The organism is Parabacteroides sp. AM58-2XD, from assembly GCF_003463685.1.
In the GTDB taxonomy this organism is placed as follows: domain Bacteria; phylum Bacteroidota; class Bacteroidia; order Bacteroidales; family Tannerellaceae; genus Parabacteroides; species Parabacteroides segnis.
Genome location: NZ_QSDP01000001.1, coordinates 153667 through 179623, shown reverse-complemented (window position 1 = coordinate 179623; position 25957 = coordinate 153667). Strand labels below are relative to the sequence as shown.

17 protein-coding genes and 2 pseudogenes are annotated in these 25957 nt (G+C 42.5%); 17 read left to right on the top strand and 2 right to left on the bottom strand.

Features of this window, described 5'->3' with window-relative positions; translation table 11 throughout:
- The first annotated feature begins 118 nt into the window (after positions 1 to 118).
- The 7 genes and pseudogenes from DXA15_RS00720 to DXA15_RS00690 all read left to right on the top strand — a co-directional run bounded on the left by DXA15_RS00720 (position 119) and on the right by DXA15_RS00690 (position 9095).
- The gene (locus DXA15_RS00720) at positions 119 to 1135 is read left to right on the top strand and encodes a zinc-binding alcohol dehydrogenase family protein (RefSeq protein WP_128132790.1); all 1017 of its coding nucleotides are present in this window, start codon (positions 119 to 121) and stop codon (positions 1133 to 1135) included.
- Positions 1136 to 1202: 67 nt separating this feature from the next.
- A pseudogene (locus DXA15_RS00715) lies at positions 1203 to 3721 on the top strand (alpha/beta fold hydrolase).
- 7 nt (positions 3722 to 3728) lie between these two features.
- Positions 3729 to 5168, top strand: a complete 1440-nt coding sequence (locus tag DXA15_RS00710; RefSeq protein WP_128132789.1) for a tagaturonate reductase — start codon at positions 3729 to 3731, stop codon at positions 5166 to 5168.
- Positions 5165 to 6655, top strand: coding sequence for a UxaA family hydrolase (locus DXA15_RS00705; protein WP_199676166.1), 1491 nt, complete (start codon positions 5165 to 5167; stop codon positions 6653 to 6655). Before DXA15_RS00710 ends, DXA15_RS00705 begins: the two co-directional genes overlap by 4 nt.
- Positions 6656 to 6870: 215 nt before the next feature.
- Positions 6871 to 7365, top strand: coding sequence for an RNA polymerase sigma factor (locus DXA15_RS00700; RefSeq protein ID WP_128132787.1), 495 nt, complete (start codon positions 6871 to 6873; stop codon positions 7363 to 7365).
- Positions 7366 to 7370: 5 nt separating this feature from the next.
- The gene (locus DXA15_RS00695; RefSeq protein WP_128132786.1) at positions 7371 to 7970 is read left to right on the top strand and encodes a hypothetical protein; all 600 of its coding nucleotides are present in this window, start codon (positions 7371 to 7373) and stop codon (positions 7968 to 7970) included.
- 9 nt (positions 7971 to 7979) lie between these two features.
- Entirely contained in the window at positions 7980 to 9095 is a 1116-nt protein-coding gene (locus tag DXA15_RS00690; RefSeq protein ID WP_128132785.1) for a hypothetical protein, read from the top strand.
- Here DXA15_RS00690 and DXA15_RS00685 read toward each other — a convergent pair.
- Positions 9067 to 10245 carry a MalY/PatB family protein gene (locus DXA15_RS00685; RefSeq protein WP_128132795.1) on the bottom strand — a complete coding sequence of 393 codons (1179 nt, stop codon included), beginning with the start codon at positions 10243 to 10245 and terminating at the stop codon, positions 9067 to 9069. The two genes, DXA15_RS00690 and DXA15_RS00685, sit on opposite strands and share 29 nt — an antisense overlap.
- Positions 10242 to 11108: a DUF3737 family protein gene (locus DXA15_RS00680; protein WP_128132784.1), complete on the bottom strand. Its 867-nt coding sequence runs from the start codon at positions 11106 to 11108 to the stop codon at positions 10242 to 10244. Before DXA15_RS00680 ends, DXA15_RS00685 begins: the two co-directional genes overlap by 4 nt.
- A 418-nt stretch (positions 11109 to 11526) precedes the next feature.
- On the opposite strand from DXA15_RS00680, the pseudogene dinB reads away from it, so the two are divergent.
- From dinB to DXA15_RS00635, 10 genes and pseudogenes are all read left to right on the top strand, one after another.
- Positions 11527 to 12632 (top strand): annotated as a pseudogene (gene dinB, locus DXA15_RS00675) (DNA polymerase IV).
- A 49-nt stretch (positions 12633 to 12681) separates the two neighbouring features.
- Positions 12682 to 14205, top strand: coding sequence for a hypothetical protein (locus DXA15_RS00670; protein ID WP_128132783.1), 1524 nt, complete (start codon positions 12682 to 12684; stop codon positions 14203 to 14205).
- Positions 14206 to 14210: 5 nt separating this feature from the next.
- A complete protein-coding gene (locus tag DXA15_RS00665) occupies positions 14211 to 14804 on the top strand; it encodes an RNA polymerase sigma factor (protein ID WP_128132782.1) in 594 nt (197 codons plus the stop codon).
- Between the two features lie 70 nt (positions 14805 to 14874).
- Complete coding sequence (locus DXA15_RS00660) at positions 14875 to 15864, top strand: FecR family protein (RefSeq protein WP_128132781.1); 990 nt, start codon at positions 14875 to 14877, stop codon at positions 15862 to 15864.
- Positions 15865 to 16178: 314 nt separating this feature from the next.
- Positions 16179 to 19622, top strand: a complete 3444-nt coding sequence (locus DXA15_RS00655) for a TonB-dependent receptor (RefSeq protein WP_128132780.1) — start codon at positions 16179 to 16181, stop codon at positions 19620 to 19622.
- An 11-nt stretch (positions 19623 to 19633) separates the two neighbouring features.
- Positions 19634 to 21532, top strand: coding sequence for a RagB/SusD family nutrient uptake outer membrane protein (locus tag DXA15_RS00650; RefSeq protein WP_369683033.1), 1899 nt, complete (start codon positions 19634 to 19636; stop codon positions 21530 to 21532).
- Between the two features lie 156 nt (positions 21533 to 21688).
- Complete coding sequence (locus DXA15_RS00645; RefSeq protein WP_233566614.1) at positions 21689 to 23530, top strand: TIM-barrel domain-containing protein; 1842 nt, start codon at positions 21689 to 21691, stop codon at positions 23528 to 23530.
- The gene (locus DXA15_RS25700; RefSeq protein ID WP_233566612.1) at positions 23497 to 24060 is read left to right on the top strand and encodes a DUF5110 domain-containing protein; all 564 of its coding nucleotides are present in this window, start codon (positions 23497 to 23499) and stop codon (positions 24058 to 24060) included. Before DXA15_RS00645 ends, DXA15_RS25700 begins: the two co-directional genes overlap by 34 nt.
- Before the next feature lie 320 nt (positions 24061 to 24380).
- Complete coding sequence (locus DXA15_RS00640; RefSeq protein ID WP_128132794.1) at positions 24381 to 24941, top strand: RNA polymerase sigma-70 factor; 561 nt, start codon at positions 24381 to 24383, stop codon at positions 24939 to 24941.
- Between the two features lie 77 nt (positions 24942 to 25018).
- Entirely contained in the window at positions 25019 to 25957 is a 939-nt protein-coding gene (locus DXA15_RS00635) for a FecR family protein (protein WP_122326847.1), read from the top strand.

The following is a 25957-nucleotide window of genomic DNA, read 5'->3' as shown; positions in this document are numbered from 1 at the left end:
GCTGTTTAATAAGACTAATTTCAATGATGTCAAAGAACAATTTAATCCCCTTATTCCGGGATTATTTGATTAATTAATAACTCGTCCCGATTTTAACGGGACACTAGTGATAATGTATATGAAAGCAATACAAATTCCCGCTCCCTCAGCATTGCAGGTGGTCGATATAGCGAAACCGGAAGCAAAGAGCGGTGAAGTTCTTCTGAAAATCAAGTTTGTCGGATTCTGCGGTTCCGACCTGAACACATTCCTGGGACGTAACCCGATGGTAAAACTCCCAGTCATTCCCGGACATGAAGTCGGAGCCGTAATCGAAGCAGTCGGCCCAGACGTCCCCGCCGGATTCGAATCGGGCATGAGCGTAACCGTCAACCCTTACACCAACTGCGGTACATGTGCCGCCTGCCGCAACGGTCGGGTAAATGCCTGCGAATATAATGAGACGTTCGGCGTACAACGCAACGGCGCCATGGGCGAATACCTGTCGCTCCCCTGGCAGAAGGTCATCCCGGCAGCCGGCATTTCTCCCCGCGACTGTGCCCTGATTGAACCGATGAGCGTCGGTTTCCATGCCGTATCCCGCGGACAGGTAACCGATATCGACACAGTCCTGGTAATCGGCTGCGGAATGATTGGCTGCGGAGCAATCGTACGTGCCGCCCTGCGGGGAGCTACCGTCATCGCGATGGACCTGGATGATGATAAGCTGGAACTGGCCAAACGCATCGGTGCCCGTTACACCATCAATTCACGCACGGAGAATGTACATGAACGTTTGCTGGAAATGACGGATGGGCTGGGACCGGACGTAGTTGTCGAAGCCGTTGGAAGTCCAGCCACATATGTAACGGCAGTGAATGAAGTCGCATTCACCGGCCGGGTGGTATGCATCGGCTATGCCAAAAGCGAAGTGACTTTCCAGACCAAATACTTCGTGCAGAAAGAACTGGATATACGGGGGTCGCGCAATGCACTGCCAGAAGATTTCAGGGCCGTAGTCCGTTATCTCCAACAGGGCAGTTGTCCGCGTGAAGACTTAATTTCCAGAATAGTAACACCCGAAGAGGCGCTGACAGCCATGCAGGAATGGAGTGCCGACCCCGGGAAAGTATTTCGTATTCTTGTAAAGTTCTGAGATATCAAAAAATTCATTACCTTCGCAAGGTTTCTCTAACAATAATCATGAATCGAGATAAGTTACCATGAAAAAGCTAATCAATCTAATTGTATTTATTTTAATCGCCGGCCTGAACGGCTGGGCGCAGGAGGCTGCCGAAGTGATTCGGGTGGCTTGTGTAGGAAACAGTATTACTTTCGGATCTGGTATTGCGAACCGCGACCGTGACAGTTACCCGTCGGTTCTCGGGCAAATGCTCGGACGGGGTTATGAAGTCCGCAACTTCGGGTTCAGTGCCCGTACCATGCTGATGAAAGGCGATCATCCGTACATGAAAGAGCAGATGTTTCAGGATGCCTTAAAGTACAATCCAGACATCGTCGTTATCAAATTGGGAACAAACGATTCCAAATCGTTCAACTGGAAATACAAGGCAGACCTGCCCAAGGATATTCAGACAATGGTCAGCGCCTTCAAGGCGATACCGTCCAAGCCGAAAATCTACCTGTGCTATCCACCCAAGGCCTACCAGGTACAGTACAGTATTAACGACAGTATTATCGAACATGGCGTTATCCCTGTAATCGACCAGGTTGCGAAAAGAAACAAATTACCGGTCATCGATTTACACACGGCTCTAAGCGGTATGAAAGAGCATTTTCCTGACAACGTGCATCCCGACCCTGTCGGAGCACATAAGATTGCGGAAACGGTGTACAAGGCAATCACCGGACAGGAATCATCCCACCGGATGCAGGCCTTTCCCGGTTTCAAAAGCGAGTGGAACGGATGCGACCGTTACGACTTTCAGTTCAAAGGACGCGATGCAATCGTCGTTGTACCGAAACAGGCAGCCAAAGGGAACCCATGGATTTGGCGTCCCGCCTTCTTCAACGCTTTCCCCAGCGTAGATAAGGCCCTGCTGGAAAAAGGATTCCATGTTGCCTATTATGATGTGACACACTGTTACGGCAACCCGCGTGCCGTTGCATGGGGTACGGACTTCTATAACTACATGAAAGACTATTACGGACTTTCACCGAAAGTAACCCTGGAAGGATTCAGCCGTGGCGGACTGTATGCTTTGAACTGGGCTGCCAAAAATACGGACAAAATAGCCTGTATCTATATCGACGCTCCCGTCTGCAACGTATTCAGCTGGCCGGGAAGAAAAAATGCAGCATTATGGAACGACCTGTTGAAGGAATGGAACCTGACGGACGAAGAGATGAATTCATTCAAAGGCAACCCGATTGACAACCTGGAACCATTGGCTAAAGCTGGTATCCCTATCATCAGCGTTTGCGGAGATGCAGACAAGGTGGTTCCTTTCAAAGACAATATGGACGTAGTCCGTTCCCGTTACCTGGCACTGGGCGGACCGGTTGAAGTGATTATCAAACCGGGTGTGGACCACCATCCGCACAGCCTCGAAAACCCGGAACCTGTCGTGGACTTTATCCTCCGCCATCAGCCGGAATATGAAAAGTACCTGCATTACAATGTGCGCGGCAGCCTGCAAAACTCATTCGTCAAGTTTGAGAAAGAACGTAAAGGCCGCGTCGCCTTCTTGGGCGGTTCCATTACGGAGATGAACGGTTGGAAGAACAGGATTGAAAAGCAGTTGCAACAACGTTTCCCCTACACCACATTCGAGTTCGTGGAAGCCGGCATCGGTTCTACCGGTACGACACCGGGGTCTTTCCGCCTGCAAAATGACGTGCTGTCGAAAGGAAAGATAGATTTGCTATTCGTTGAAGCAGCCGTAAACGACCATACAAACTATTTTACCCCACTGGAACAGGTGCGCGGCATGGAAGGCGAAGTACGTCATGCGTTACTGAGCAATCCTGAAATGGACATTATCATGTTGCATTTCATCTACGACCCGTTTATCCCGATGGTAGCGAAAAAGCAACAGCCAGACGTAGTCTAAACCATGAACGGGTAGCCAACCATTACCTCATCCCGTCAGTCAACCTCGTGCAGGAAATAGGCGAACGGATGCAGGATGGCGAGTTCACCTGGGAACAGTTCGGCGGAACCCATCCGCTCCCGTTCGGACATACATTCTATGCCGCAGCCATCAACCACCTGTTCGACAGCATGTGGAAAGGAATTACTCCCGACAGCCCAGTGGTTGCCCATGAGATTCCGGAACAACCGCTCGACGAATACAGTTATTACAAAGGTGATTTCATCGACCTGAAAGAAGCGAAGCTGAATAAAGGTTGGAAATACGTTTCTTCCTGGCGACCGGACAACAAATACGAAAAACGGAGAGGATTCGCAGACGTACCGATGCTCGAAGCAACCCGTCCCGGAGACAAACTGACACTCGATTTCACAGGAAAGGCAATCGGTATCTTCTGTACTCCCGGCCCGACAGCAGGCATCCTTGAATACAGTATCGACGGTGCCCCATTCAAAAAGTTGGATACTTTCACTCAATGGAGCAAATATCTTTATATCCCCTGGGTATATATGTTTGAAACAGAATTAGACGACACAACCCATAAACTGGTACTTCGCATCTCGAAAGACAAGAATCCCGATTCACTCGGTACGGAATGCCAGATACGTAACTTCGTCGTAAACAGATAAAAGTAAAATGAAAGAATTAAATAAACAAAACGTTCCGGTCACCACCCGGCCGGAACGCATCATACAGTTTGGCGAGGGTAACTTCCTCCGGGCATTTGTAGACTGGATTATCTGGAATATGAATGCAAAAGCTGACTTCAACAGCAATGTCGTAGTCGTCCAGCCTATTGAAAAAGGGATGGTCGATATGTTGAACAAGCAGGACAACCTGTATCATGTCAATCTTCAGGGATTGGATAAAGGCGAAACCGTCAACAGTCTCGAACTGATCGACGTGATCAGCCGCTCACTGAATCCCTACACGGATTTCGAAGCATTCATCCGGCTGGCGGAACAACCGGAAATACGTTTTGTCATCTCCAATACGACCGAAGCCGGAATCACTTTCGATCCGGCCTGCCGGTTGGAGGATGCTCCGGCAGCTTCCTATCCCGGCAAACTAACTCAATTATTATACCACCGCTTCAAAACGTTCAACGGAGATAAAAGCAAAGGCTTGATCATCTTTCCCTGCGAACTCATCTTCCTGAACGGACACAAACTGAAGGAAACGATTTACCAGTATATCGACTTATGGCAACTGGGTGAAGAGTTCAGGAATTGGTTTGAAGAAGCCTGCGACGTTTATGCCACTTTAGTCGACCGCATCGTCCCCGGCTTCCCCCGCAAAGACATCGACGCGATCAAAGAGAAACTGCAATACAACGATAACCTGGTGGTGCAGGCTGAGATATTCCATCTATGGGTTATCGAAGTGCCACAGGAGATTGCCAACGAATTTCCTGCCGACAAAGCGGGGCTGAATGTCCTGTTTGTCCCATCCGAAGCGCCGTATCATGAAAGGAAAGTGACGCTGCTGAACGGCCCGCACACTGTCCTGTCGCCGGTTGCCTTCCTGTCGGGAATTGACATCGTGCGGGATGCCTGTCAGGATGAAGTCATCGGAAAATACATCCGTAAGGTAATGTTCGAGGAACTAATGGAAACACTGAACCTACCTAAAGCGGAACTGGAAAAGTTCGCCAACGATGTATTGGAACGTTTCAACAACCCGTTTGTCGACCATCAGGTTACTTCCATCATGCTGAACTCTTTCCCAAAATTCCAGACACGCGACCTGCCGGGATTGAAAGAATATCTGAAACGGAAAGGAAAACTTCCGGAAGGGCTCGTCCTGGGACTGGCAGCCATTTTAACCTACTACAAAGGTGGCAACCGGACAGACGGAACTGCAATCGTTCCGAATGACGACCCCAAAAACATCTCCCTGATGAAAACCCTCTGGGCGACAGGTTCCACGCGGGAAGTTGCCGGTAAAATCCTGGCAGCAGAAGAGATTTGGGGAGAAGACCTGAACGGAATACCCGGCTTGGCCGATAAAATAGTCTACTACCTGGATGCCATTCAGGAAAAAGGAATGCGCGAAGTCGTAAAAGAGATTCTCTGATGAAAAAATACATCCAAATAAACCCTGCCGATAATGTGGTCGTAGCCGTCGATACGCTATCGGCAGGAGATAATATAACTGTCGGAACCACCACCGTCACTGTCCGCGAAGAAATTCCGGCCGGTCACAAAGTGGCGCTGCAAGACTTTAAAACAGGCGAGTCCATCATCAAATATGGTTTCCCTATCGGACATGCCCGGAAGGATATACCCACAGGCTCCCTGGTAAACGAGAAAAATATCAAAACAAATCTGGAAGGTTTGCAGGACTATACCTGGCAACCGCAGGACACGACTTTGGACATTCCCGACAAAGGTCTGACCTTTAACGGCTACCGCCGCAGGAACGGCGATGTGGGAATCCGTAACGAGATATGGATTATCCCTACGGTAGGCTGTGTGAATGGCATCGTAAACCAACTGGCAGAAACGCTCCGGCAGGAAACTTCAGGAAAAGACGTCGATGCCATCGTCGCCTTCCCCCATAATTACGGTTGTTCACAATTAGGCAACGACCACGAAAATACCCGTAAGATATTACGTGACATGGTGAAGCATCCGAATGCCGGCGCCGTGTTAATCGTCGGACTAGGCTGCGAAAACAATCAGCCGGATGCTTTCCGCGAATTTCTTGGAGAATACGATACCGAACGTATCCGTTTCATGGTTTGCCAGCAGGTAAAGGATGAACACGAAGAAGGAATGAATATCCTGCGGAAATTATACACAATCGCCTCGGCCGATAAACGGACAGCCATTCCCATGAGCGAACTGCGCGTCGGACTGAAATGCGGTGGTTCGGACGGTTTCTCCGGCATCACGGCCAATCCGTTGCTGGGTGTATTTTCCGACTTCCTGGTTGCACAGGGAGGAACAACCGTCCTGACGGAAGTCCCCGAAATGTTCGGTGCGGAAACATTGCTGATGAACCGTTGCGCGACAGAAGAGTTATTCAGCAAAACCGTCCGTCTGATTAACGATTTCAAAGCCTATTTCCTGGAAAACAAGCAGCCGGTCTATGAGAATCCCTCGCCGGGAAATAAAGCCGGAGGAATCTCCACACTGGAAGAAAAATCATTGGGATGCACGCAAAAGTCCGGTAAATCCGGAGTAAAAGATGTCCTCATGTACGGAGACCGGCTAACCACCCGCGGACTGAACCTGTTAAGCGCCCCGGGCAATGACCTGGTAGCCAGCACAGCTCTGGCGGCTTCCGGTTGCCATATAGTACTCTTCACCACCGGACGCGGAACGCCTTTCGGCACGTTTATCCCCACTGTCAAGATTTCGACAAACACCGCTCTATCGGAAAACAAACCCGGCTGGATTGACTTTAATGCCGGAACGTTGGTGGAAGGTGAATCGATGGAAACCCTCAGCGAGCAGTTTATCCGATTCATATTGGAGGTCGCCGGAGGCCGTTTCGTAAACAACGAAAAGAAAGGATACCGGGAAATTGCCATCTTCAAATCCGGAGTCACTCTCTAAGCGGCTAGCATATAAAAAGTGTTTCACCCTAATGAAACAAATGTTTCTTCATATAGAAACTACTGTTTCATTAGGGTGAAACACTTTTAACATTGTAGCGTAGTTAATGTTTTTAGTAGACTACTTTCGGCCTTATATATAAAAGAAATACATTTTCTCCATCAACTTTGTTATAAAAACCTCTTTTCTCCGACTATATAATAAAGTTCAAACAAATGAAGTCAAACCAGAAAGAATTTCTAAAGATATTGTCTGCTTACCAAGGAATTATCCATAAGGTGAATCAGATATATTTTAAGTCGAAAATAGACAAAGAGGATAATTTCCAGGAAGTCGTCTATCAGCTTTGGCGTTCTTTCCCATCGTTACAAAACAAAGAGAAACCGGCTTCATGGATTTATGCAGTAGCTATAAACACTTCTATTTCAAAGATCAGACAGGATAGCCGGATCGAGTTTTGCGATGCTTCTGATTCTGCGCTCGATATGGAGATGGCCACTCCCAATGAGCAACAAGAACAGAACGAGAACTACCAAAGGCTTATAAACGCTCTGTATAAACTGAATGAAATAGATAAATCGATCATGTTGCTTTACATGGAAGATTATAGTTATGAGGAAATAGCTGAAATAGTCGGAATGAGCAGTTCCAACATCGGAATGAAAATTCACAGGCTAAAGAACCGATTACAAAAACAATTAAAAAAGTAAGCCCTATGGAAACAAATGACATTAAAGATATTTGGAAAACAGAAGCAGTAAAGGATATGAAATCATATTCCGAGGAAGAGCTAAGCGAAATGGTGGTTAAATCTGTAAGAAAATCAATCAAGGCAATATATCCCGGAACTATTCTTCGACTCGTCATCATCACTGTGATTGTATATCTCATCGCAACATTGTTTTTAAGAAAGCAGAGTATGGAAGGAATGCTCTTAGATGTCAGTGCTTTAGTTATATTATCTGTTTCTTATCTGCTTTGGGAACACTCTGCTTACAAAATGCGGAAATATACTAATAGCAAGCCTGTAAAAGAATGGCTGGAATATCGAATAAAGGAATTTGAGAACAAGATAAGATTTAACACCAAATATAATTTGGTCATATATACATGTTCTTTTCTGTTTTCAATAGGTTTCTATGTTTTTTATCAAATAACGGCAAATGTTACTCCCGGCATTTTGACTGTCATTATTATTCCGCTCGGACTTATCATTTACCTTTTGATAGTAAGACGTTCCCTAAACCGAAATTATCAGAAAGCTCTTCATGAACTAAAAGATCTCTATAAACAATTGGAAGATTCAAACAAATAAAATATACGTATGAAACAAGTTATTATCAGCCTATTCCTATTTTTGCTAAGCAGCAGCACTTTTGCATTTATTCCGGAAATCAAGACAATCCCGTTAAATGACGGAGAAATAATTGAAGCTCGACTCTGCCTGCCAGAGAATGAAGTAAAAACAATTATATTTTATATTTCTGGTACGGGACCTACTACTTATCTGACCAAAAGACCAACATTCAATTTTTTCGATGAGCTTGCAAATGGCTTTTGCAATGAAGGAATGGCGTTTTTTACTTATAACCGTCGAGGGTGTAAAACTGGCAAAATATCACCTTTATTTGTAGAAGTAGATTCTGCCCAATATGCGAAATATACGCCTGTTCAGGAAGCAGAAGATATAGAAGCTATGATTTCTTTTCTCCAAAAAGACCAACGCTTTACAGCATGCAAAATTATCCTTTATGGAATGAGTGAGGGTACTATTATTGCATCGCTCGTTGCAGAACGAAAAGTCGTGCATATAGACGCTCTGTTACTACACGGATATGCCCATGAAAATATGTATGATATCATCTTATGGCAAAATAAAGGACATGGGGTAATGACAATGGCAAACTCCGTTTTCGACAAAGATGGAGATAAAGCTATCAGTAAAGAAGAATATGAAGCAGAGGAGGAAACGGTTATCCGGCATAAAACCTATATATTCCAAAATATGCCATTTGATTCACTGGATATAGTAAAAAACGGTGTCATTGATATACATGACATTGAAAAAATGCGCATGCCGTTCCATGGAGAATTAATAAAAAGAATAACCAACAATGATTGGCTGTGGATTAGAAGTAATTACTTTAATATAACTCCCCAATGGTTTAAAAGCCATTTTAAACTTGAACCGAACAAAACAAGATTGTTACGACTAAATATACCTATACATATTTTTCATGGTAAGGAAGATGCAAATGTGCCGGTAGAAGGTGTTTATGACTTACAGGAACGATTCGAAGTTTGTAATAAAACAAACCTGAACATACATGTTTTAGAAAAACACAATCACGATTTGAACTTTCAAGATTGGTTGATTCATAAAAAATGGTCCGAAGGATTTAGGCAACTCTTTAGTGTGGCAAAAGAATTATCTCTTTAAGGCCCCTCTTTAATCGGTCCAGACCGTCTATCAGCACCTGACGGGGGCAAGCTATATTCAGACGGATAAAACCTTCACCCGCCTCACCGTACATGCTTCCTTCATTTACCCAAAGCTTTTCTTCTTTCAGAAGTATTTCCACTATCTCCTTCGAGCGCCGTTTCAGTATCGAGCAATCCACCCATACCAAGTATGTGCCTTCCAGTATCACCACAGGGAATTCCGGGAGGTACTCATTGAAGTAGGCTTTCAGATAATTGTAATTCATCGCCAGATAATGTTTTAATTCTTCCAGCCATTCCTCCCCGTCATTGTAAGCGGCCATCAGTGCTTCCACTCCGAACGGATTCACATCACAAACTTCGTTGATATTGATGGCTTTGTTTATTTTCATACACATATATTCATCTGCCGAGATAATATTGGCGATCTGTAGTCCTGCCAGATTGAACGCCTTGCTTGGAGATGTACATGTGACGGAATGCATCAGGAATTCTTTCGAAATAGAAGCGAAAGGAGTATAGGTATGTCCCGGATAAACCAGCTCACAATGAATCTCATCCGCTATAACAATCACATCGTTGCGGAGACAGATCTCACCGATACGTGTCAGTTCCTGCCGGGTCCAGACTTTGCCTACCGGATTATGGGGGTTGCAAAGAAGTAACAGCTTTACTTTCGGATCAGAAGCTTTTTGCTCCAATCCAGCGAAATCAATCCGGTACGTTTCGTTTATATAAAGAAGGGGATTCTCCATTACTTCGCAACCGTTATTGCGGATGGAAGAAAAGAAACAATTATAAACCGGCGTCTGCACCAGGATACAGTCTCCCGGAACGGTGAGTGCTTTGATAACGGCTGACAATGCCGGTACGACGCCCGAAGTATAAATAATCCAGTCTTTTTCAATCTGCCAGCCGTGCCGCCGGGCAAACCAATCCGTTATTGCCTCATAATAAGCCGGAGGCACTTTTGTGTAACCGAAGATACCGTGTTCCACCCGTTTGCGCAGAGCCTCCACCACAGCGGGAGCCGTACGGAAATCCATATCGGCAACCCACATCGGCAGAACATCATCGTCGTGTGCCGTATCCCATTTGTAGGAGTTGGTAGCACGCCGGGGAGTTATTTTATCGAAAACATATTTCATGCGCTGAAGCAAGTTCTGTTGTCCCATAATTTCAGTTCGCAGTCGGCAGGAGCTTTTATATTTCTATCGATAATGATCTCGCCGTAACTCTCTGCCAGAATAATACCGGCACGCGGATTCTTCACGCTATGAACAGGACTGTTGATAGTGGCATCCACACTGCTATATTCAAAACACAGGTCGGCATCATCACCCATTATGCAATCCTCCATAATGAGATTATGGGCATAACAGAGCGGTTGCGTACCTGAAATCTTACAGTTCACCAGCCGAAGATTGCGTGAATGCCAGCCTAGATACTCTCCATTCAGTTCAGAATCGTATACCGTTACATTTTCCGTGTTCCAGAATGCATCTTTCGAGTTGATAACAGCGTTGCGGATTTCCACATTTTTGCAGTACTGGAAAGAATAATTCCCATTCTGACTATAGTTCTCGATACGGATATCCTCACTGTGCATGAATAGATAATCGGCCTTGTCTATCTGTACATTTTTCAGTGCCACGTTGCGGCAATGCCATAGGGTTTCTAGGGCATTGGGAAGTTGTACATTTTCCAACCTGATTCCGTCCATTTCACGGAACATCTTCGGGGCCTCTACTACCGTATCCGTCATTTGGAGATTTTGGGAATACCATAGGGCAGCCCGTGCTCCCTCCGTAAAAAGACAATTCTTTACAATAAAGCCATTGGTATGCCAGAAAGGATATTTACCTTCAAACCGGCAGTTCACGGCAATGATATTACTGCATTCTTTCAGTGCGGACTCGCCTGTATGAATGGTTACATTTTCCAGTTGCAAGTCGTGTGCAGCGAATAGAGGACGTTCGCCTCCGAATTCTTTGTTTTTAATTATTTCCATGATATTTAATTGTTTCGTTATTCATTTTATAATTCCAGTCTCATTTTAGAGGGATTATCTAACTATGTTGTTTCTACATTGCAAAATTACGGGAAGAAAAAGACTTCCTTTGTAGATAAATTACAGACATCATTACCTCAATTACTGATTATCTCTTTATTATAGCCATAACTGTTGCATTCATTTAATCTGGGTAAGAAAAAGTATGTGCACCCGAAGATACCATCTCTATCTTATTTCCCATGATAACATCGGCAGAGCAATCAGACGGAACGAATACAGATTACAACAAGGACAGACACTCGAAAATCTGTAATTTAGCTAAAAGAGGGTTGTGTCCCTACGGTATCTCCACCCTTTTACGTATCTTTGTTTAGGAAAAGGAGGTTATACGGAACGTAAAATCATACATATAGATATGGATGCATTCTATGCATCGGTCGAACAGCGGGATAATCCGGAGCTGCGGGGAAAAGCGCTGGCGGTCGGTTATTCGGAAGAGCGTGGTGTGGTTGCCGCGGCCAGTTATGAGGCACGTAAATATGGCGTCCGTTCCGCCATGTCGTCACAAAAAGCCAAGCGCTTATGCCCTCACCTGATTTTTGTGCCGGGCAGAATGAGCGTATATAAAGAAGTATCTTCACAAATCCACGAGATTTTCCATGAGTATACGGATATCATCGAACCGCTTTCGCTGGATGAAGCCTTCCTCGATGTGACGGAAAATAAAAAGCAAATCCCCCTGCTGTCGACATTGCCAAAGAAATCAAGCAACGGATAAGGCAAGAACTGCATCTGGTCGCCTCTGCCGGCATTTCCTACAATAAATTCCTGGCTAAAATCGCCTCCGATTACCGTAAGCCGGACGGCCTTTGCACCATCCATCCGGCCCAGGCACTCGACTTTATCGCCCGACTACCCATTGAGTCATTCTGGGGCGTGGGCCCGGTCACTGCCAAGAAGATGCACACATTAGGCATTCATAACGGTGCCGAATTACGGGACTGTTCGCTGGAAATGCTGAGCCGCCAGTTCGGTAAAGCAGGCTGTCTGTATTACGAATGTGCCCGAGGAATAGACCTTCGCCCGGTCGAAGCAGTCCGTATCCGTAAATCCGTCGGGTGTGAACATACATTGGAAAAGGATATTTCCCGTACCTCTTCCGTCATCATCGAGCTTTATCATGCTGCCACCGAATTAATCGGCCGCCTGCAACGGACAGGCTTCAAAGGGAACACCCTGACATTAAAGATTAAATTCCACGATTTCACCCTGAAAACAAAAAGTATCACGCAGCCCCGTGAACTCACCACCCTGAATGATATTCTTCCCCTGGCCAAACAACTGCTCAGGGAAGTGGATTACGCAACCAACCCCATCCGGTTAATCGGCCTTTCCGTTTCAAATCCATTGGAAGAGCGTGAGGAAACAGAAAGAAAAGAACGGTGGGAACAGTTAAGTTTGGAGTTCAGCGATTGGAATACAAATACCAGAATAAAAAAAGCTCCTTATATTCAAGGATAGTATCTATTTTTCAATTATCTTCGTTCGATCTTTATAAAAAACAATAATTATGGCTAACAGCAAAAAAAAGAAACCGAAAGTGGCTCAATTGTCTCCTATTAAATACATTCAAGAGAAAGGTCGAAAACTTCCTGTTTATGAATGTTTCATTAATAATAATTGGGAACTTTACGGAGTGACTTATGTTATTATAACCCGCCAGCACAAATCCGGTAATTACACACTGGGATATTATTTGGTAGATACCTTTTGCCGAGGAGTAAAAGATACCACATTCCGTTTCAATATAGACGAATTTGAATATGAGGAATTCAAACAAATCATATTCGATAATAGCGATCCGCTCCTGGTCAGTTACAAAGAAGCACATAACATTATTTTCGGAGCAATATCTTATGCCGAAGATTGCGGTTTCAAACCATGCCCCCAGTTCAATCTCACCCAATATTTACTGGAAGAAGACACAGAAGAAATTCCATTAATAGAATATGAATTCGGAAAAGACGGACAGCCCTGCCTGGTAGTCGATAGTCAGCTGGAAGCTAGCTATTATTTACCTACATTGAAGAATAACGTCGGTGAAAATTATGATTGCATCATTTTAGACGAAGAGATAGAAGAAGAAAATATAGATGATTTAGAAAATATATCGGATATCTTGGATAACATGAGCGAAGAAGAGCTTAATCAATTATCGATACGTCTCAAACAATTTCAAGCCGACCAGAAAAAATACCTGAGTTCTCCTAAAACCATCTATGCCTATCAACACCCAGAATATCCGGCAGAGTTAAAACTAAACTATCCCGAAGAACTGCAAGACTTGTTCAAAGGCAAGTATAACTACAACCTACCGGAAGATTGCATTGAGCGGATTAGTTCCATTCCACAGAAAAATTTAGCAGCCGACCTTAAGCACATTATCCGATATGAAATAGGACGGACGTATCTACTGGCGGAAAAAGATGATTGGGATGAAGATGATGTTATAGCAACCTTAAGTCACGTGCTGTTATTCATTGCCGGCCTGAGACTGGAAGAATGCCTGGAAGAGATTCTCGAAATTCTTCGTCAGTCTTCTGACTTCATGGACTATCATTTCGGATATATAGCAGAAAATCTTCTTATTCCTGCTCTTTATGAAGCCGGACACAACCAACTGCAAAGATTGTCTGACTTTATGAAGGAACCCGGATTAGACTCATTCAACAAATCCTGCGTCTATTATATGATACAGAATATCGCTCATAATGAACCCGAGCGGCGCGAAGAAATTATCGATTGGTTCCGGACAGAACTGAATTACCGAATTGCTAACAACAAAGATTTATCTACGTTTGACTCGGACCTCGGAGCAGGCCTTTGCAATGCTCTGATTGATCTGAAGGCAGAAGAACTTCTGCCGGAAATAAAACAGTTGTACGAAGTTTGCGACATCAATATCCTTGTCAACGGCGATTATGAAGAAACAAAAAAATATATCTTATCCGACGACGAGCTTTCTTCTTCCTACACAATAGATAGAAAGAATATATATGACACTTATAAAAACTACAAAAGTTACTTCAACTGATTTATATGCATAACAAAACCCTCTCCATATCCGGGCAAACCGATGACGAGTTACTTATTCTTTTGCAAAAAGGAAATGAGAGGGCTTTTACTGCTATTTATGAACGCTACCACAAACTGCTCTATGTGTTGGCATACAAATATTTAAAAGACAATGACACCGCAAAAGACGCTGTCCAGCAGATATTCCTGAAACTCTGGGAATCGCGTTCCCTGTTCAGCATCCATATCAACCTGAGAAACTACCTGTACACCATGTTGAAAAACCATCTCCTGAACGAGATACGCAACAACTACACCGCTCTGGAGAAGAATTACGAACTGGCACAGGAAACAATCGAATATGAAAACGAAATATTATCGAAACTGGAAGAGAAGGAAATGACCGAGCAACTGTACCGGGCCATCGACGGCCTGCCGGAACAAAAGAAAGCAGTCTGCTTGTACAAACTGAAAGACAGTTTATCCAACCAGGAAATCGCAGAAAAAATGCAGATATCCATACCGACTGTCAAAACCCATTACTCGCAGGCTATCAAGCTACTCCGTGAACATTTCGATAAGTTACTAATCCTATTGCTCTCCTCTCTTTTCTCCTGAAAAGAAAAAAGAGTAACAAACACTCATACTATCCGCCCAGTTATGTGTCAATTAAGAAAACAGGAATAAAATGAAAGCACCAGATAAACATATCATCGACAGGACCCTCAACAACACGGCCACCCCGGAGGAAGCCCGCCAGATAATTCGCTGGTTCTCCACTCCCGAGGGCACAAAATATCTGTCCTCCTTGATGGATGAGGACGCAGAAAAGATACAGCCGGGCAGCGAAGAACTGTATGCAGAACGCAGCATCCCTTCCGATGAGATGTATCAGTATATCATGAAGAGAATCCACCTCCGGAAAAGAAAACAGATGCTTTTCCGGGCAGCCGCCATTCTCATTCCATTACTATTATTCCTCGGTCAATTCTGGTATATAGATAAACGTATCGACCTGTTTGCCGATTCCGGCTACGAAGAGATATATGTCCCCAAAGGTGAACGTATGCAACTGATTTTCCAGGATGGTTCCAAGGCCATGCTCAATGCCGAGACACGCATCAAATACCCGCGGAAGTTCGGTTTCAACGAGCGTAAAGTCGAATTGGAAGGAGAAGCCTTCTTCGAAGTATCTCCCAACAAAGACCGCCCGTTCATTGTCGACTTGAAAGAAGTCAATGTAAAAGTACTGGGTACAACATTCGACGTAAAAGCATACGCAACCGATCCGGATATCTTCGTTTCGCTGGAAACCGGAAAAGTAGCCTTGGCCAATAATGCCCGCCCGCTTGCTCATTTACAACCGGGGGAGAAAGCCACCTATAACCGCAAAACCGGTGTCTGCAAAATATCCCGGCCTGAAGACATCGGGCATAACTCTGCCTGGAAAAAAAATCAGATCGTATTCAATAATACGCCTTTATCCGAAGTCATCACGACCTTGTCCCGCTGGTACAACGTAGAGTTCGAAATGCAGGATTCCTCGCTGCTCTATTATAACTATACACTAACGTCCACAGATCAGAAACTGGAACAGATACTGAAAGATCTTGAGAAAATAACACCCGTACAATTCTCTGAAAAAGAGGGCGTTATAAAGATAAGAAGAAAAAAATAAATAATTTTACATATCCCACTCATACTTTTTTGTCCCTTGTGTGTCTACTATATAAAGACAAACAGGGTTAAGTCGCCACGTAAAGAATCGAGAAACTATCATATTGTTTAACCTATAAAATAAAGACAAACATGAACGACACGACATAACAAACTAAAAAAATAACCGGAAATGTCCCCACATCCCCGGTTATTCGACGTACCGAAATTCAAATTAATTTCTAATACATAAATTCATTTCAAAAATATGAAAAAAATAATCTGTGCCTTATCCTCAGGCACCTTTTAATATTAATTGAGAAAATCCCGAATGCAATGAAACTGACATTCTTATTTCTTGTCATCTCTTTGTTAACTTTTACAGCGGAGGCTTCCGCCCAAAGGGTATCCATCTCCCTCAATAACGTAAAAGTAGAAAAGATTCTGTCAACTATTACCAAGCAGACAGGATTAAGCGTAGCATACAGCAAACAGATCGTCAACCTGGACAGAAGAATGAGTATTCAGGTGGAAGATGCCGATGTAGCCCAGGTATTGGAAAAACTCGTTGCCAATACCAATTTGAGTTATGAAATTAAAAACAATAAAATATACTTGTTTGAAAAGTCCCCCACTACAATACCCATTGTTGCACAACAAAAAAAGCACATAACCGGAATCGTTGTTGATCAAAACGGAGATCCGATAATCGGCGCAAATGTGGTAGAGAAAGGATCCAGTAACGGGACTATTACCGATATTGATGGAAATTTCTCGCTTCAGATATCTGAAAAATCAATACTGACAGTTTCTTATATAGGATATGAAACTAAAGATGTGAAAGTGGGAAATCAATCCAAACTACAAATCGCCCTTTCTGAAGATACACAATTTATAGATGAAGTCGTAGTCGTCGGTTTCGGAACTCAAAAGAAAGTGAACCTGACCGGAGCTGTCAGTGTCATTAACTCCGAAGCTTTAGAGGCCCGTCCAGTAACAACAGCCACTCAAGCATTACAAGGCGTTTTACCTGGATTAAACATTGGCATGAATAACGGAGGTGGAGAATTAAACAATTCTCTAGAAATTAATATTCGTGGAGCCGGAACAATCGGAGATGGATCCAAATCCAGTCCATTAGTATTAATTGATGGAATGGACGGAGATATCAATATGTTAAACCCTCAGGATATTGAATCTGTCAGTGTTCTAAAAGATGCCGCTGCTGCTTCTATTTATGGTTCCCGTGCATCATTTGGTGTGATTTTAATTACTACCAAAAAAGGGAAAGAGGGAAAAACCAATATTTCATATAATAATAGTTTCCGCTGGTCTTCTCCAATGCGTATGCCTGAAATGATGGATTCCTATACGTTCGCTAATTATTGGAACACGGCATCAACGAATGCTCATCAAGGTGTTGTATTTGATGAAGAAACAATGGGACGTATCATCGCATTCCAAAAAGGAGAAATCACAACCCAAGGCGTGTCCGATCCTAATAATCCCAATCGTTATCAAATGTACGAAAAAGGTAACAATAATATAGACTGGCTGAAAGAACACTTCAAAAGTGGAGCTTTTGCACAAGAACACAACCTGTCTGTCAATGGAGGTAGTCAAAAAATTCAATTCTATTTATCTGCCAACTATCTGGGACAAGAAGGACTGCTCCGATATGGAGGTGATGACTATAAAAGATATTCATTTACTTCTAAAATAAACGCTCAACTCGCAGACTGGGCTTCAGTGAATGTTTCCACCAAATTTTTAAGAGGAGATCAAAGCCAACCAACCTATTTGACGGAAAACACAAGACTATTTTTCAATGAATTATCAAGAAAATGGCCTGTAACTCCACGCAATTATGAACATGGAGGATACACATCAACTTCACGTATTATTCCTTTAGAAGACGGTGGACGCTACAAAAGCCAAAATGATTATTTATATCAACAACTTCAATTAGTTTTGGAACCTATAAAAAACTGGAAATTATTCGGAGAAGTTAACTATAGAGTACACAATAAAAATGAACATACAGAAATATTGGAAACTTCTGAATTAGGAATAGATGGTATCAATTCACAAATTGAAGGGGTAGCCGGCTATGCAAAAGGCCTAACCCGTATTACCGAAAATTACTATAAAGAGAATTTTCTAAACACAAATCTGTACACTGAATATTCTCACACTTTTGCTTCCGGTCATAATTTAAAAGCATTGGTTGGTTTCAATGCTGAATTAAGTAAAGATCGTGACTTAAAAGCTTACAAAGAAGGCCTGATCACTCCTTCTTTACCAACGATTGACACTGCTACCGGACTGGAAAAGATACAAAGCGGAGGATATGACCAGTGGGCAACAGCAGGTTTCTTCGGGCGCTTGAATTATAACTACAATGATCGGTATATGGCAGAACTCAATCTACGATACGATGGGACCTCACGCTTCTTGGAGGCAAAACGGTGGAACTGGTTTCCTTCTGTTTCCGCAGGCTGGAATATTGCACGAGAAGCATTTATGGAATCCACAAACTCGTGGCTCGGTAGTTTAAAATTAAGAGTATCTTACGGACAATTAGGAAACCAAAACACGGAATCACTATATCCTTTCTACTCATTAATGAATATTACAGCTGGTGGTGGAAATTGGCTATTAAATGGAGCTAAGCCTGACAAAGTATTGCCAGCAGCACTAATTAGCAAGTATTTAACATGGGAAAAAGTTGAAACATGGAATGTCGGACTTGACTTTGGATTATTTAATAACCGATTGATCGGTTCTATCGAAGGATTCTCCAGATATACAAAAGACATGGTTGGTCCAGCTCCTGAATTACCGGTTATTTTGGGTACAGATGTTCCTAAAATGAATAATGCAGACTTACAAACCACAGGTTGGGAATTGGATTTAAGCTGGCGCGACCGATTGAAAAACGGATTATCTTACGGCATTCATTTCACTGTTGCAGATGCACGCATGAAGGTCAAACGCTATCCGAATGAGAATAACAAAGTCGATGTAAAAAATGAGGACAAAATATATTACGAAGGTCAATACATCGGAGATATATGGGGATATACTACCATCGGCATAGCAAAAACAGACGAAGAGATGAACAATCATTTGGCAAAAGTAGATCAAAGTACCATTGGCAATGAATGGGCTGCAGGTGATATCATGTATGCCGACCTGGACGGTGATGGTGAAATTAACGGAGGACAAGGCATGTTAGGAAAGATGGGGGATAAACGTATCATTGGAAATAAAACTCCCCGTTACAATTTCGGATTAACATTAGATGCTTCCTGGCAAGGATTCGATATCTCTGCTTTTTTTCAGGGAACAATGAAAAGAGATCTGTGGTTAGGCGATAATCAGTTCTGGGGTGCCAGCACTATGTGGCAAGGCATCGGTCTAAAAGCTCATGAAGATTATTTCCGATTGGCAAATGATCCAATGGGAGAAAATCTGAACTCTTATTATCCGCGTCCTATTTTTGATTCAGAAAAGAACAGACAGGTTCAGACCCGTTATCTGCAAAGTGGAGCTTATATCCGATTAAAGAATTTACAGTTTGGATATACGTTACCGACAAAATTTATGCAAAAAATAGCTATCCAGAAATTGTGGGTATTCATCTCTGGAGAAAATCTCTGGACAGGGACGAAAATGAGCAAAGCTTTTGATCCGGAAGCTTTTGCCGGAGAAAGAGGAGAAGGACGCGTATATCCTTTACAAACAACTATATCTTTAGGTTTAAGTGTTAATTTCTAATTAAATATATCATGAAACTTTATAGTACGATAATATCATCAATTCTGACACTTGGGATTTTTACAGGGTGTAATGACTTTTTGGACAGACCCCCATTATCTTCCGTATCACCGGACAAGTACTTTCATTCAGAATCAGACCTGGCCAACTTCTCTATCACACTTTATAGCGAATTTAAGACTCCGGAAAATTGGACTATGACAACCGGCGAGGATAACAATACAGATAACCAGGCTGAAGTCTCTCCCAATAATCGTTTTTCTCCGGGAGAATGGCGAGTTGCTCAAAATAAGGAGAACTGGGATTTTTCAACAATTTATAAATGTAACAATTTTCTTGATAACGTTTTAGCCAACTATCAAGCCGGTTCTATCAAAGGGGATGAAAATAATATCCGCCACTATATCGGGGAGGTTTATTTAATACGCGCACATAATTACTTTGCGCGTTTAAAAGAGTATGGAGATTTCCCTATAGTCCGCAATGTTCTGCCTGATGATATGAATACGTTGACTGAGGCATCAAAACGCATGCCGAGAAATGAGGTTGCCCGATTTATTATATCAGATCTGGACTCGGCTGCAATGTTTTTAAGCGAAGTATCCCCCAACCAAAAAGTAAGATTATCTAAGAATGTAGCTTACTTATTAAAATCCAGAGTCGCATTGTATGAAGGATCGTGGCTGAAATCGTTCAAAGGCACTTCTTTCGTACCTAAAGGCGAAGGTTGGCCAGGCTCAACCATGTACCCGGATTATCAATATCCATCCGGAGATATCGACAGCGAAATAAACTACTTTTTGGATATTGCTATAGCAAGCGCAAAAGAGGTTGCAGAAAAAGTAGGATTAACCAGTAACAGCTATAACAAAACAGAATTAAACCAGGCTATTTCTAATCCTTATTACAGAATGTTTTGCGATAAAAACCTGGAATCTTATGAGGAAGTTCTCTTTTGGAGAAGTTACGACCAATCTTTAGTAAGCCACGTCACTACACGTTACCTCTATTATGGCAGTTGTAACTCGGGATATACAAGAGGCTTTATCCAGTCCTTTTTAATGGAAAACGGACTTCCCATTTATGCAGAAAACTCAGGTTATAAGGGAGATACAGACTTTACCAGTTTTCGGGAAGACAGGGACTGGCGTTTAGGCCTGTTCACAAAAACTAAAGGAGATTTTTTGTATCCACCAACAACAACGTTTGAATATCCTAAAATATTAGCTATCAACGCAGAAAGAGACGTAACAGGATATAGTATCCGTAAGTACTGCACACATGATGAGTTCTTTACAGGAGCGAATGTAGATACAGGTTTCCCTATTTTCAGATCTGTTGAAGCCTATTTGAATTATATTGAAGCCTTTTATCTGCGTTACGGGTCTTTAGATGCCCTTGCCGACAAATACTGGAAAGCAATTCGTACACGTGCCGGTATAGATCCCGATTATCAAAAGACAATTGCTGCAACAGAGATGAGTAAAGAGGCTCCAAACGACTGGGGAGCATATACTGGAGGACAACTAGTCGATCCTACATTATATAATATTCGCCGCGAACGTCGTTGCGAATTTATAGCAGAAGGTTTACGTTACGATGATTTACGTCGTTGGCGTTCCATGGATCAAATGATTACAACCCCCTACATCATAGAAGGCTTCAACTTATGGACAGAAAACTATAAAACATATGTCGATAATAGCGGTACATCTTTATTAATCACCTCGGACAATAATGCAGGAACTCCTAATGTTTCCCCAAAATCAGTAAGCAACTATCTGCGTCCTTATCAAATTGTAAAAGAGAACAATCGTTTTTACGATGGTTACAAATGGCATGCGGCCACTATTTATCGCCTATTCCAATGGACAATTTCATTATTACTTCCAACGGTACGGGAGATGTAGAGCAATCTACCATCTATCAAAATCCCGGTTGGTCGAAAATTGCACAACAAGGTCCTAATGATGTAATCGGATTCTAATCTCTATATTTGTAATGTGAATCAGTATTTGATATTGATTCACATTACAAATACTAAAAAATCAAATTAATAAAGAATTATGAGCAAAATACTACTTATCTGTATTGGTATATTATACACTGTATTATCTAAAGGAGAAAATATAAACAAAGAGATTCGTATTATCGACGATTCTCTACAGATACAGATGACTTCGCCACAAAATAAAATTATCCATATCCAAGTAACTCCTGTTGGCACAGAGGTAAAAGAATCATTAATCGTACCTAAAAAAACAGACATATCTTCTTCGCATTGCAGAATCTTAGAAAAAGAGAATTCCATATCCATACAAACTCAATATATAACAGCTACCTACTCTTACAAAGATAAAAACATTTATTTTACAGATACCCAAAATGAAACTGTGCTCCTTCAGGAGCAGGCACGTTCTTTCGAACAAAAGAATATAGCCGGTGAAACGGTATGGCAAGTGAAACAAACATTCAGGTTGCAGGCAGATGAAGCCTTATATGGCTTAGGTCAATACCAGGAAGGTATCATGAACTACCGGGGAAAGAAAGCCAAACTGGTACAGGCCAACATGGAGATTGTTAACCCGTTTCTGCTGTCCACACAGCCATACGGCATTTTATGGGATAATTATTCCAAAACATTATTTGAAGATAATGAAAAGGGAGCCTCTTTCTGGTCGGAAGTGGCCGATGGCATCGACTACTATTTTATCTACGGTAACGACATGCATGAGGTAGTTGCCGGCTATCATCAACTGACGGGAAAAGTTCCAATGTTCCCTAAATCCGCTTTCGGATACTGGCAGTCCAAAGAACGCTACAAATCGTTCGATGAGTTAACTGATGTCGTAAAAGAATACCGTAAACGGCAGATACCGCTCGATAATATAGTACAAGACTGGGAATACTGGGGTGACCGCGAACATTGGAACAGCCTGAAATTTGATACAACCCACTTCAACCATCCCACCGAAATGATCCGCCAGCTGCATGACCGGTACAATGTGAGCCTGATGCTTTCCGTATGGCCGGGATTCGGGAAAAAGACTGATATATACAAAGATCTGGAAAAGATCGGGGCATTGTTCAATGAACCGACCTGGGCGGACTATAAAGTCATGGATATATACAATCCGCAAGCCCGGCAACTTTTCTGGGATCATCTTTATAAAGGATTGTATCGCACAGGCGTCGACTCCTGGTGGATGGATGCGACCGAACCTTCTTTCCGCGAAGGTTTCACACAAGACAAACAGGAAGAGAAAACGAAATCGGCCGGTCAGACCCACATCGGTTCATTCGACCGCTATCTGAATGTTTACTCCCTCTTCTTATCGAAAGTCATGTACGAAAACCTGCGTAAACAAAATGATAAGCGCGTTACCATATTAACCCGTTCCGCATTTGCCGGGCAACAGCAATATGCAACTGCCGTCTGGTCCGGAGACATCACCGCTTCATGGGAAGTATTCCGGAAACAGCTTCCGGCCGGATTAAACCTGTGTATGAGCGGAATACCTTACTGGACTACCGACATCGGCGGCTTTTTCGTTACGACAAGAGGCAGCCAGTTCACCAAAGGTCTTGCCGATCCTTCTTATAAAGAACTCTATCTAAGATGGTTCCAGCAGGGAGTATTCTCTCCTATTTTCCGTGCCCATGGCAGTAACGTACCCCGTGAAGTATGGCAATTCGGTGAACCGGGCGATCCTTTTTATGAAGGATTATTAAAGATGATCAACCTGAGATACAGCCTGCTCTCTTACATCTATTCATCAGCTTGGCAGGTAACGGCAGATTCCAGATTGATGATGCGAGGGCTGGTCATGGACTTCCCCAATGATCAGAAAGTACACAATATGGCAGATGCTATATGTTCGGCCCTTCATTACTGGTCAAACCCATAACGAAACCGATGTACTACACGCCAGAGGGAATCATCAGCAATCCTGACGCCGAAGAATCTGTTTATTTACCCGGCCACGCAGGAAAATACTGGTTCGACTTCTATAATCAGCAAGTCTATAAAGGAGGGCAAACTATTTCATATCAAACTCCATTGGATATCATCCCCGTATTTGTAAAGTCCGGCTCCATCCTTCCGATAAACAAAGTAGTTCAATATGTCGGCGAACAAAAAGAGGAAGAACTGGAAATAAGGATTTACGGTGGAGCAGATGCCGATTTTGAACTTTACGAAGATGACAACAAGACATATGCTTATGAAAACGGCATTTATTCTCTGATCCGGTTCCGCTGGGATGATCAAAAGATGCAACTGAGTATTTACGATAAAAAAGGCACCTTTCTCGAATATCCTCAAAGAAATTTCCGAGTGAAACTTTATATACCGGAAAAAAACGGCTCTAATTATTCTACCCGGGAAAAGCTTATCCGATATGAAAATAAAAGCATAACGGTAGAAATGACAAAATAATACCCGAAAACTCGTTTAAAACGAACTCCATCCCGTTTAAAACGAACCTTACCCCCGTTTAAAACGAAAAAAAACTCGTTTTAAACGAAATTGGGGCTCGTTTTAAAGAGTTTTGGCATTCTACTTATGGTAATAAATAACAAATTCCTATAATTACTCTTCAATCCGCCATGTTATTTCTTTTATTAACAAATCATTCTTAATGTTCTGCATAATTCAAATTACAGCAGTTTTTTTACCTTTGCTAAGAGATATTGATTATGGGAAGAAATTTTGTAATCTTCGATTTTTATTTATCTTTACCCTATCAATCATTCGATATGGAGAACATTTCAGAGATAAAGGAATTTAACAAACTGTTTTCGAACTATCAGGGAATTTTCATCCGTTTTGCTAACACTTATATTCAGGATGAAGATACTGCCGAAGATATAGTGGTCGACAGTCTGGTATATTATTGGGAAAACCGACATTCTCTCACCTCCAATTCGAATATCCCGGCTTATATCATGGAAGTCGTCAAGCATAAAAGCCTCAACTATCTACGTAACCAACGAATCCGGGAAGATATCGAACAAAATCTCTGGACCCACATGGACAGAGTCAGGAGACTAAAAATCACGACACTGGAAGCCTGCGATCCGGAAGAGTTATTCAGTTCGGAAGCACAACGCCTGATAGACGAGACATTGGAAAGCCTCCCCGAAAAGACACGTACTATCTTTATTATGAGCCGGTATGAAAATAAAACTCATAAAGAGATTGCCGAACATCTCGATTTATCGACTAAAAGCATTGAATTCCATATAACCAAAGCCCTCGGCGTATTAAGAAAAAGATTAAAAGATTATCTCCCGTTCTTTCTTATCTTCCTGAATTAATTAGTAACGATTTTGTTTTTATTGAAAAAAGTAAGTTTTTCCATTAGGGATACATTTTAGTTATGTGCTTACTATATATGGAAAGAAAAATACTATATCGTTTTTTCGAAGGAAAAGCATCTCTTGAAGAAGAAAAAGAGGTTTGCGACTGGACGGAAGCATCTGAAGAAAACATGCAGGAATACATAAAGGAACGTAAATACTTTGACCTTCTACTTATTCAGAACAAGAGAAACAGTACGCTGCATTCTTCTTCCGGAAAAGTGTTCCAACTGAACAGTCTAATCAAATATGCAGCAGTTGTTGCCCTGTTCATCATGTGTGGCTTACAAGCCTACCGGATAACAAAAACGGAGACAGACCAGGAAATGAACACGATCACAGTGCCAACGGGACAAAGAGTTAATCTTTTATTGTCGGACGGAACAAATGTATGGCTCAATTCCGGAACTAAAATGAGATATCCGGCCTCCTTTACAAAAGGGAAAAGCAAGCGAAAAGTGACATTGGATGGGGAAGGTTATTTTGAAGTTACCAAAGATGCCAAACGCCCGTTCGTTGTTCAAACCGGTAAATATGATATAGAAGTATTAGGTACTAAATTTAATGTGAATGCCTACAATAAAACCTCCTTTTTTTCTGCCGCATTAATGGAAGGTTCCATACAAATTTCAGATAAAACCGAACCATCCAATAAAATAGTGTTGCATCCACTGCAAAAAGCAGATTATATAAATGGTCAACTGAATGTTGTACAGATACAAAACTATGATATTTATCGCTGGAAAGAAGGTCTGCTCTGTTTTGAGAATATCACGTTCAACGATTTGATGAAAGAGTTCGAAAAGACCTACGATATACAGATCATCAATAAAAACAAAAAACTGGAGAGTTATATTTGTAGTGGGAAATTCCGTATTTCGGATGGGTTAGACTTTATACTACATGTCCTCCAACGAGATGTCAGATTTAGTTTTACCAGGAATGAAAACAATACGATCATCTATATAAAATAA

Bases quoted from the DNA above. Each gene is read 5' to 3' on its own strand.
- DXA15_RS00655 (WP_128132780.1), top strand. From the start codon at position 16,179: ATGAAACTGACATTCTTATTTCTTGTCATCTCTTTGTTAACTTTTACA.
- DXA15_RS00720 (WP_128132790.1), top strand. From the start codon at position 119: ATGAAAGCAATACAAATTCCCGCTCCCTCAGCATTGCAGGTGGTCGAT.
- DXA15_RS00650 (WP_369683033.1), top strand. From the start codon at position 19,634: ATGAAACTTTATAGTACGATAATATCATCAATTCTGACACTTGGGATT.
- DXA15_RS00640 (WP_128132794.1), top strand. From the start codon at position 24,381: ATGGAGAACATTTCAGAGATAAAGGAATTTAACAAACTGTTTTCGAAC.
- DXA15_RS00710 (WP_128132789.1), top strand. From the start codon at position 3,729: ATGAAAGAATTAAATAAACAAAACGTTCCGGTCACCACCCGGCCGGAA.
- DXA15_RS00700 (WP_128132787.1), top strand. From the start codon at position 6,871: ATGAAGTCAAACCAGAAAGAATTTCTAAAGATATTGTCTGCTTACCAA.
- DXA15_RS00685 (WP_128132795.1), bottom strand. From the start codon at position 10,245: ATGAAATATGTTTTCGATAAAATAACTCCCCGGCGTGCTACCAACTCC.
- DXA15_RS00695 (WP_128132786.1), top strand. From the start codon at position 7,371: ATGGAAACAAATGACATTAAAGATATTTGGAAAACAGAAGCAGTAAAG.
- DXA15_RS00670 (WP_128132783.1), top strand. From the start codon at position 12,682: ATGGCTAACAGCAAAAAAAAGAAACCGAAAGTGGCTCAATTGTCTCCT.
- DXA15_RS00665 (WP_128132782.1), top strand. From the start codon at position 14,211: ATGCATAACAAAACCCTCTCCATATCCGGGCAAACCGATGACGAGTTA.
- DXA15_RS00660 (WP_128132781.1), top strand. From the start codon at position 14,875: ATGAAAGCACCAGATAAACATATCATCGACAGGACCCTCAACAACACG.
- DXA15_RS00680 (WP_128132784.1), bottom strand. From the start codon at position 11,108: ATGGAAATAATTAAAAACAAAGAATTCGGAGGCGAACGTCCTCTATTC.
- DXA15_RS00635 (WP_122326847.1), top strand. From the start codon at position 25,019: ATGGAAAGAAAAATACTATATCGTTTTTTCGAAGGAAAAGCATCTCTT.
- DXA15_RS25700 (WP_233566612.1), top strand. From the start codon at position 23,497: ATGTTCGGCCCTTCATTACTGGTCAAACCCATAACGAAACCGATGTAC.
- DXA15_RS00645 (WP_233566614.1), top strand. From the start codon at position 21,689: ATGAGCAAAATACTACTTATCTGTATTGGTATATTATACACTGTATTA.
- DXA15_RS00690 (WP_128132785.1), top strand. From the start codon at position 7,980: ATGAAACAAGTTATTATCAGCCTATTCCTATTTTTGCTAAGCAGCAGC.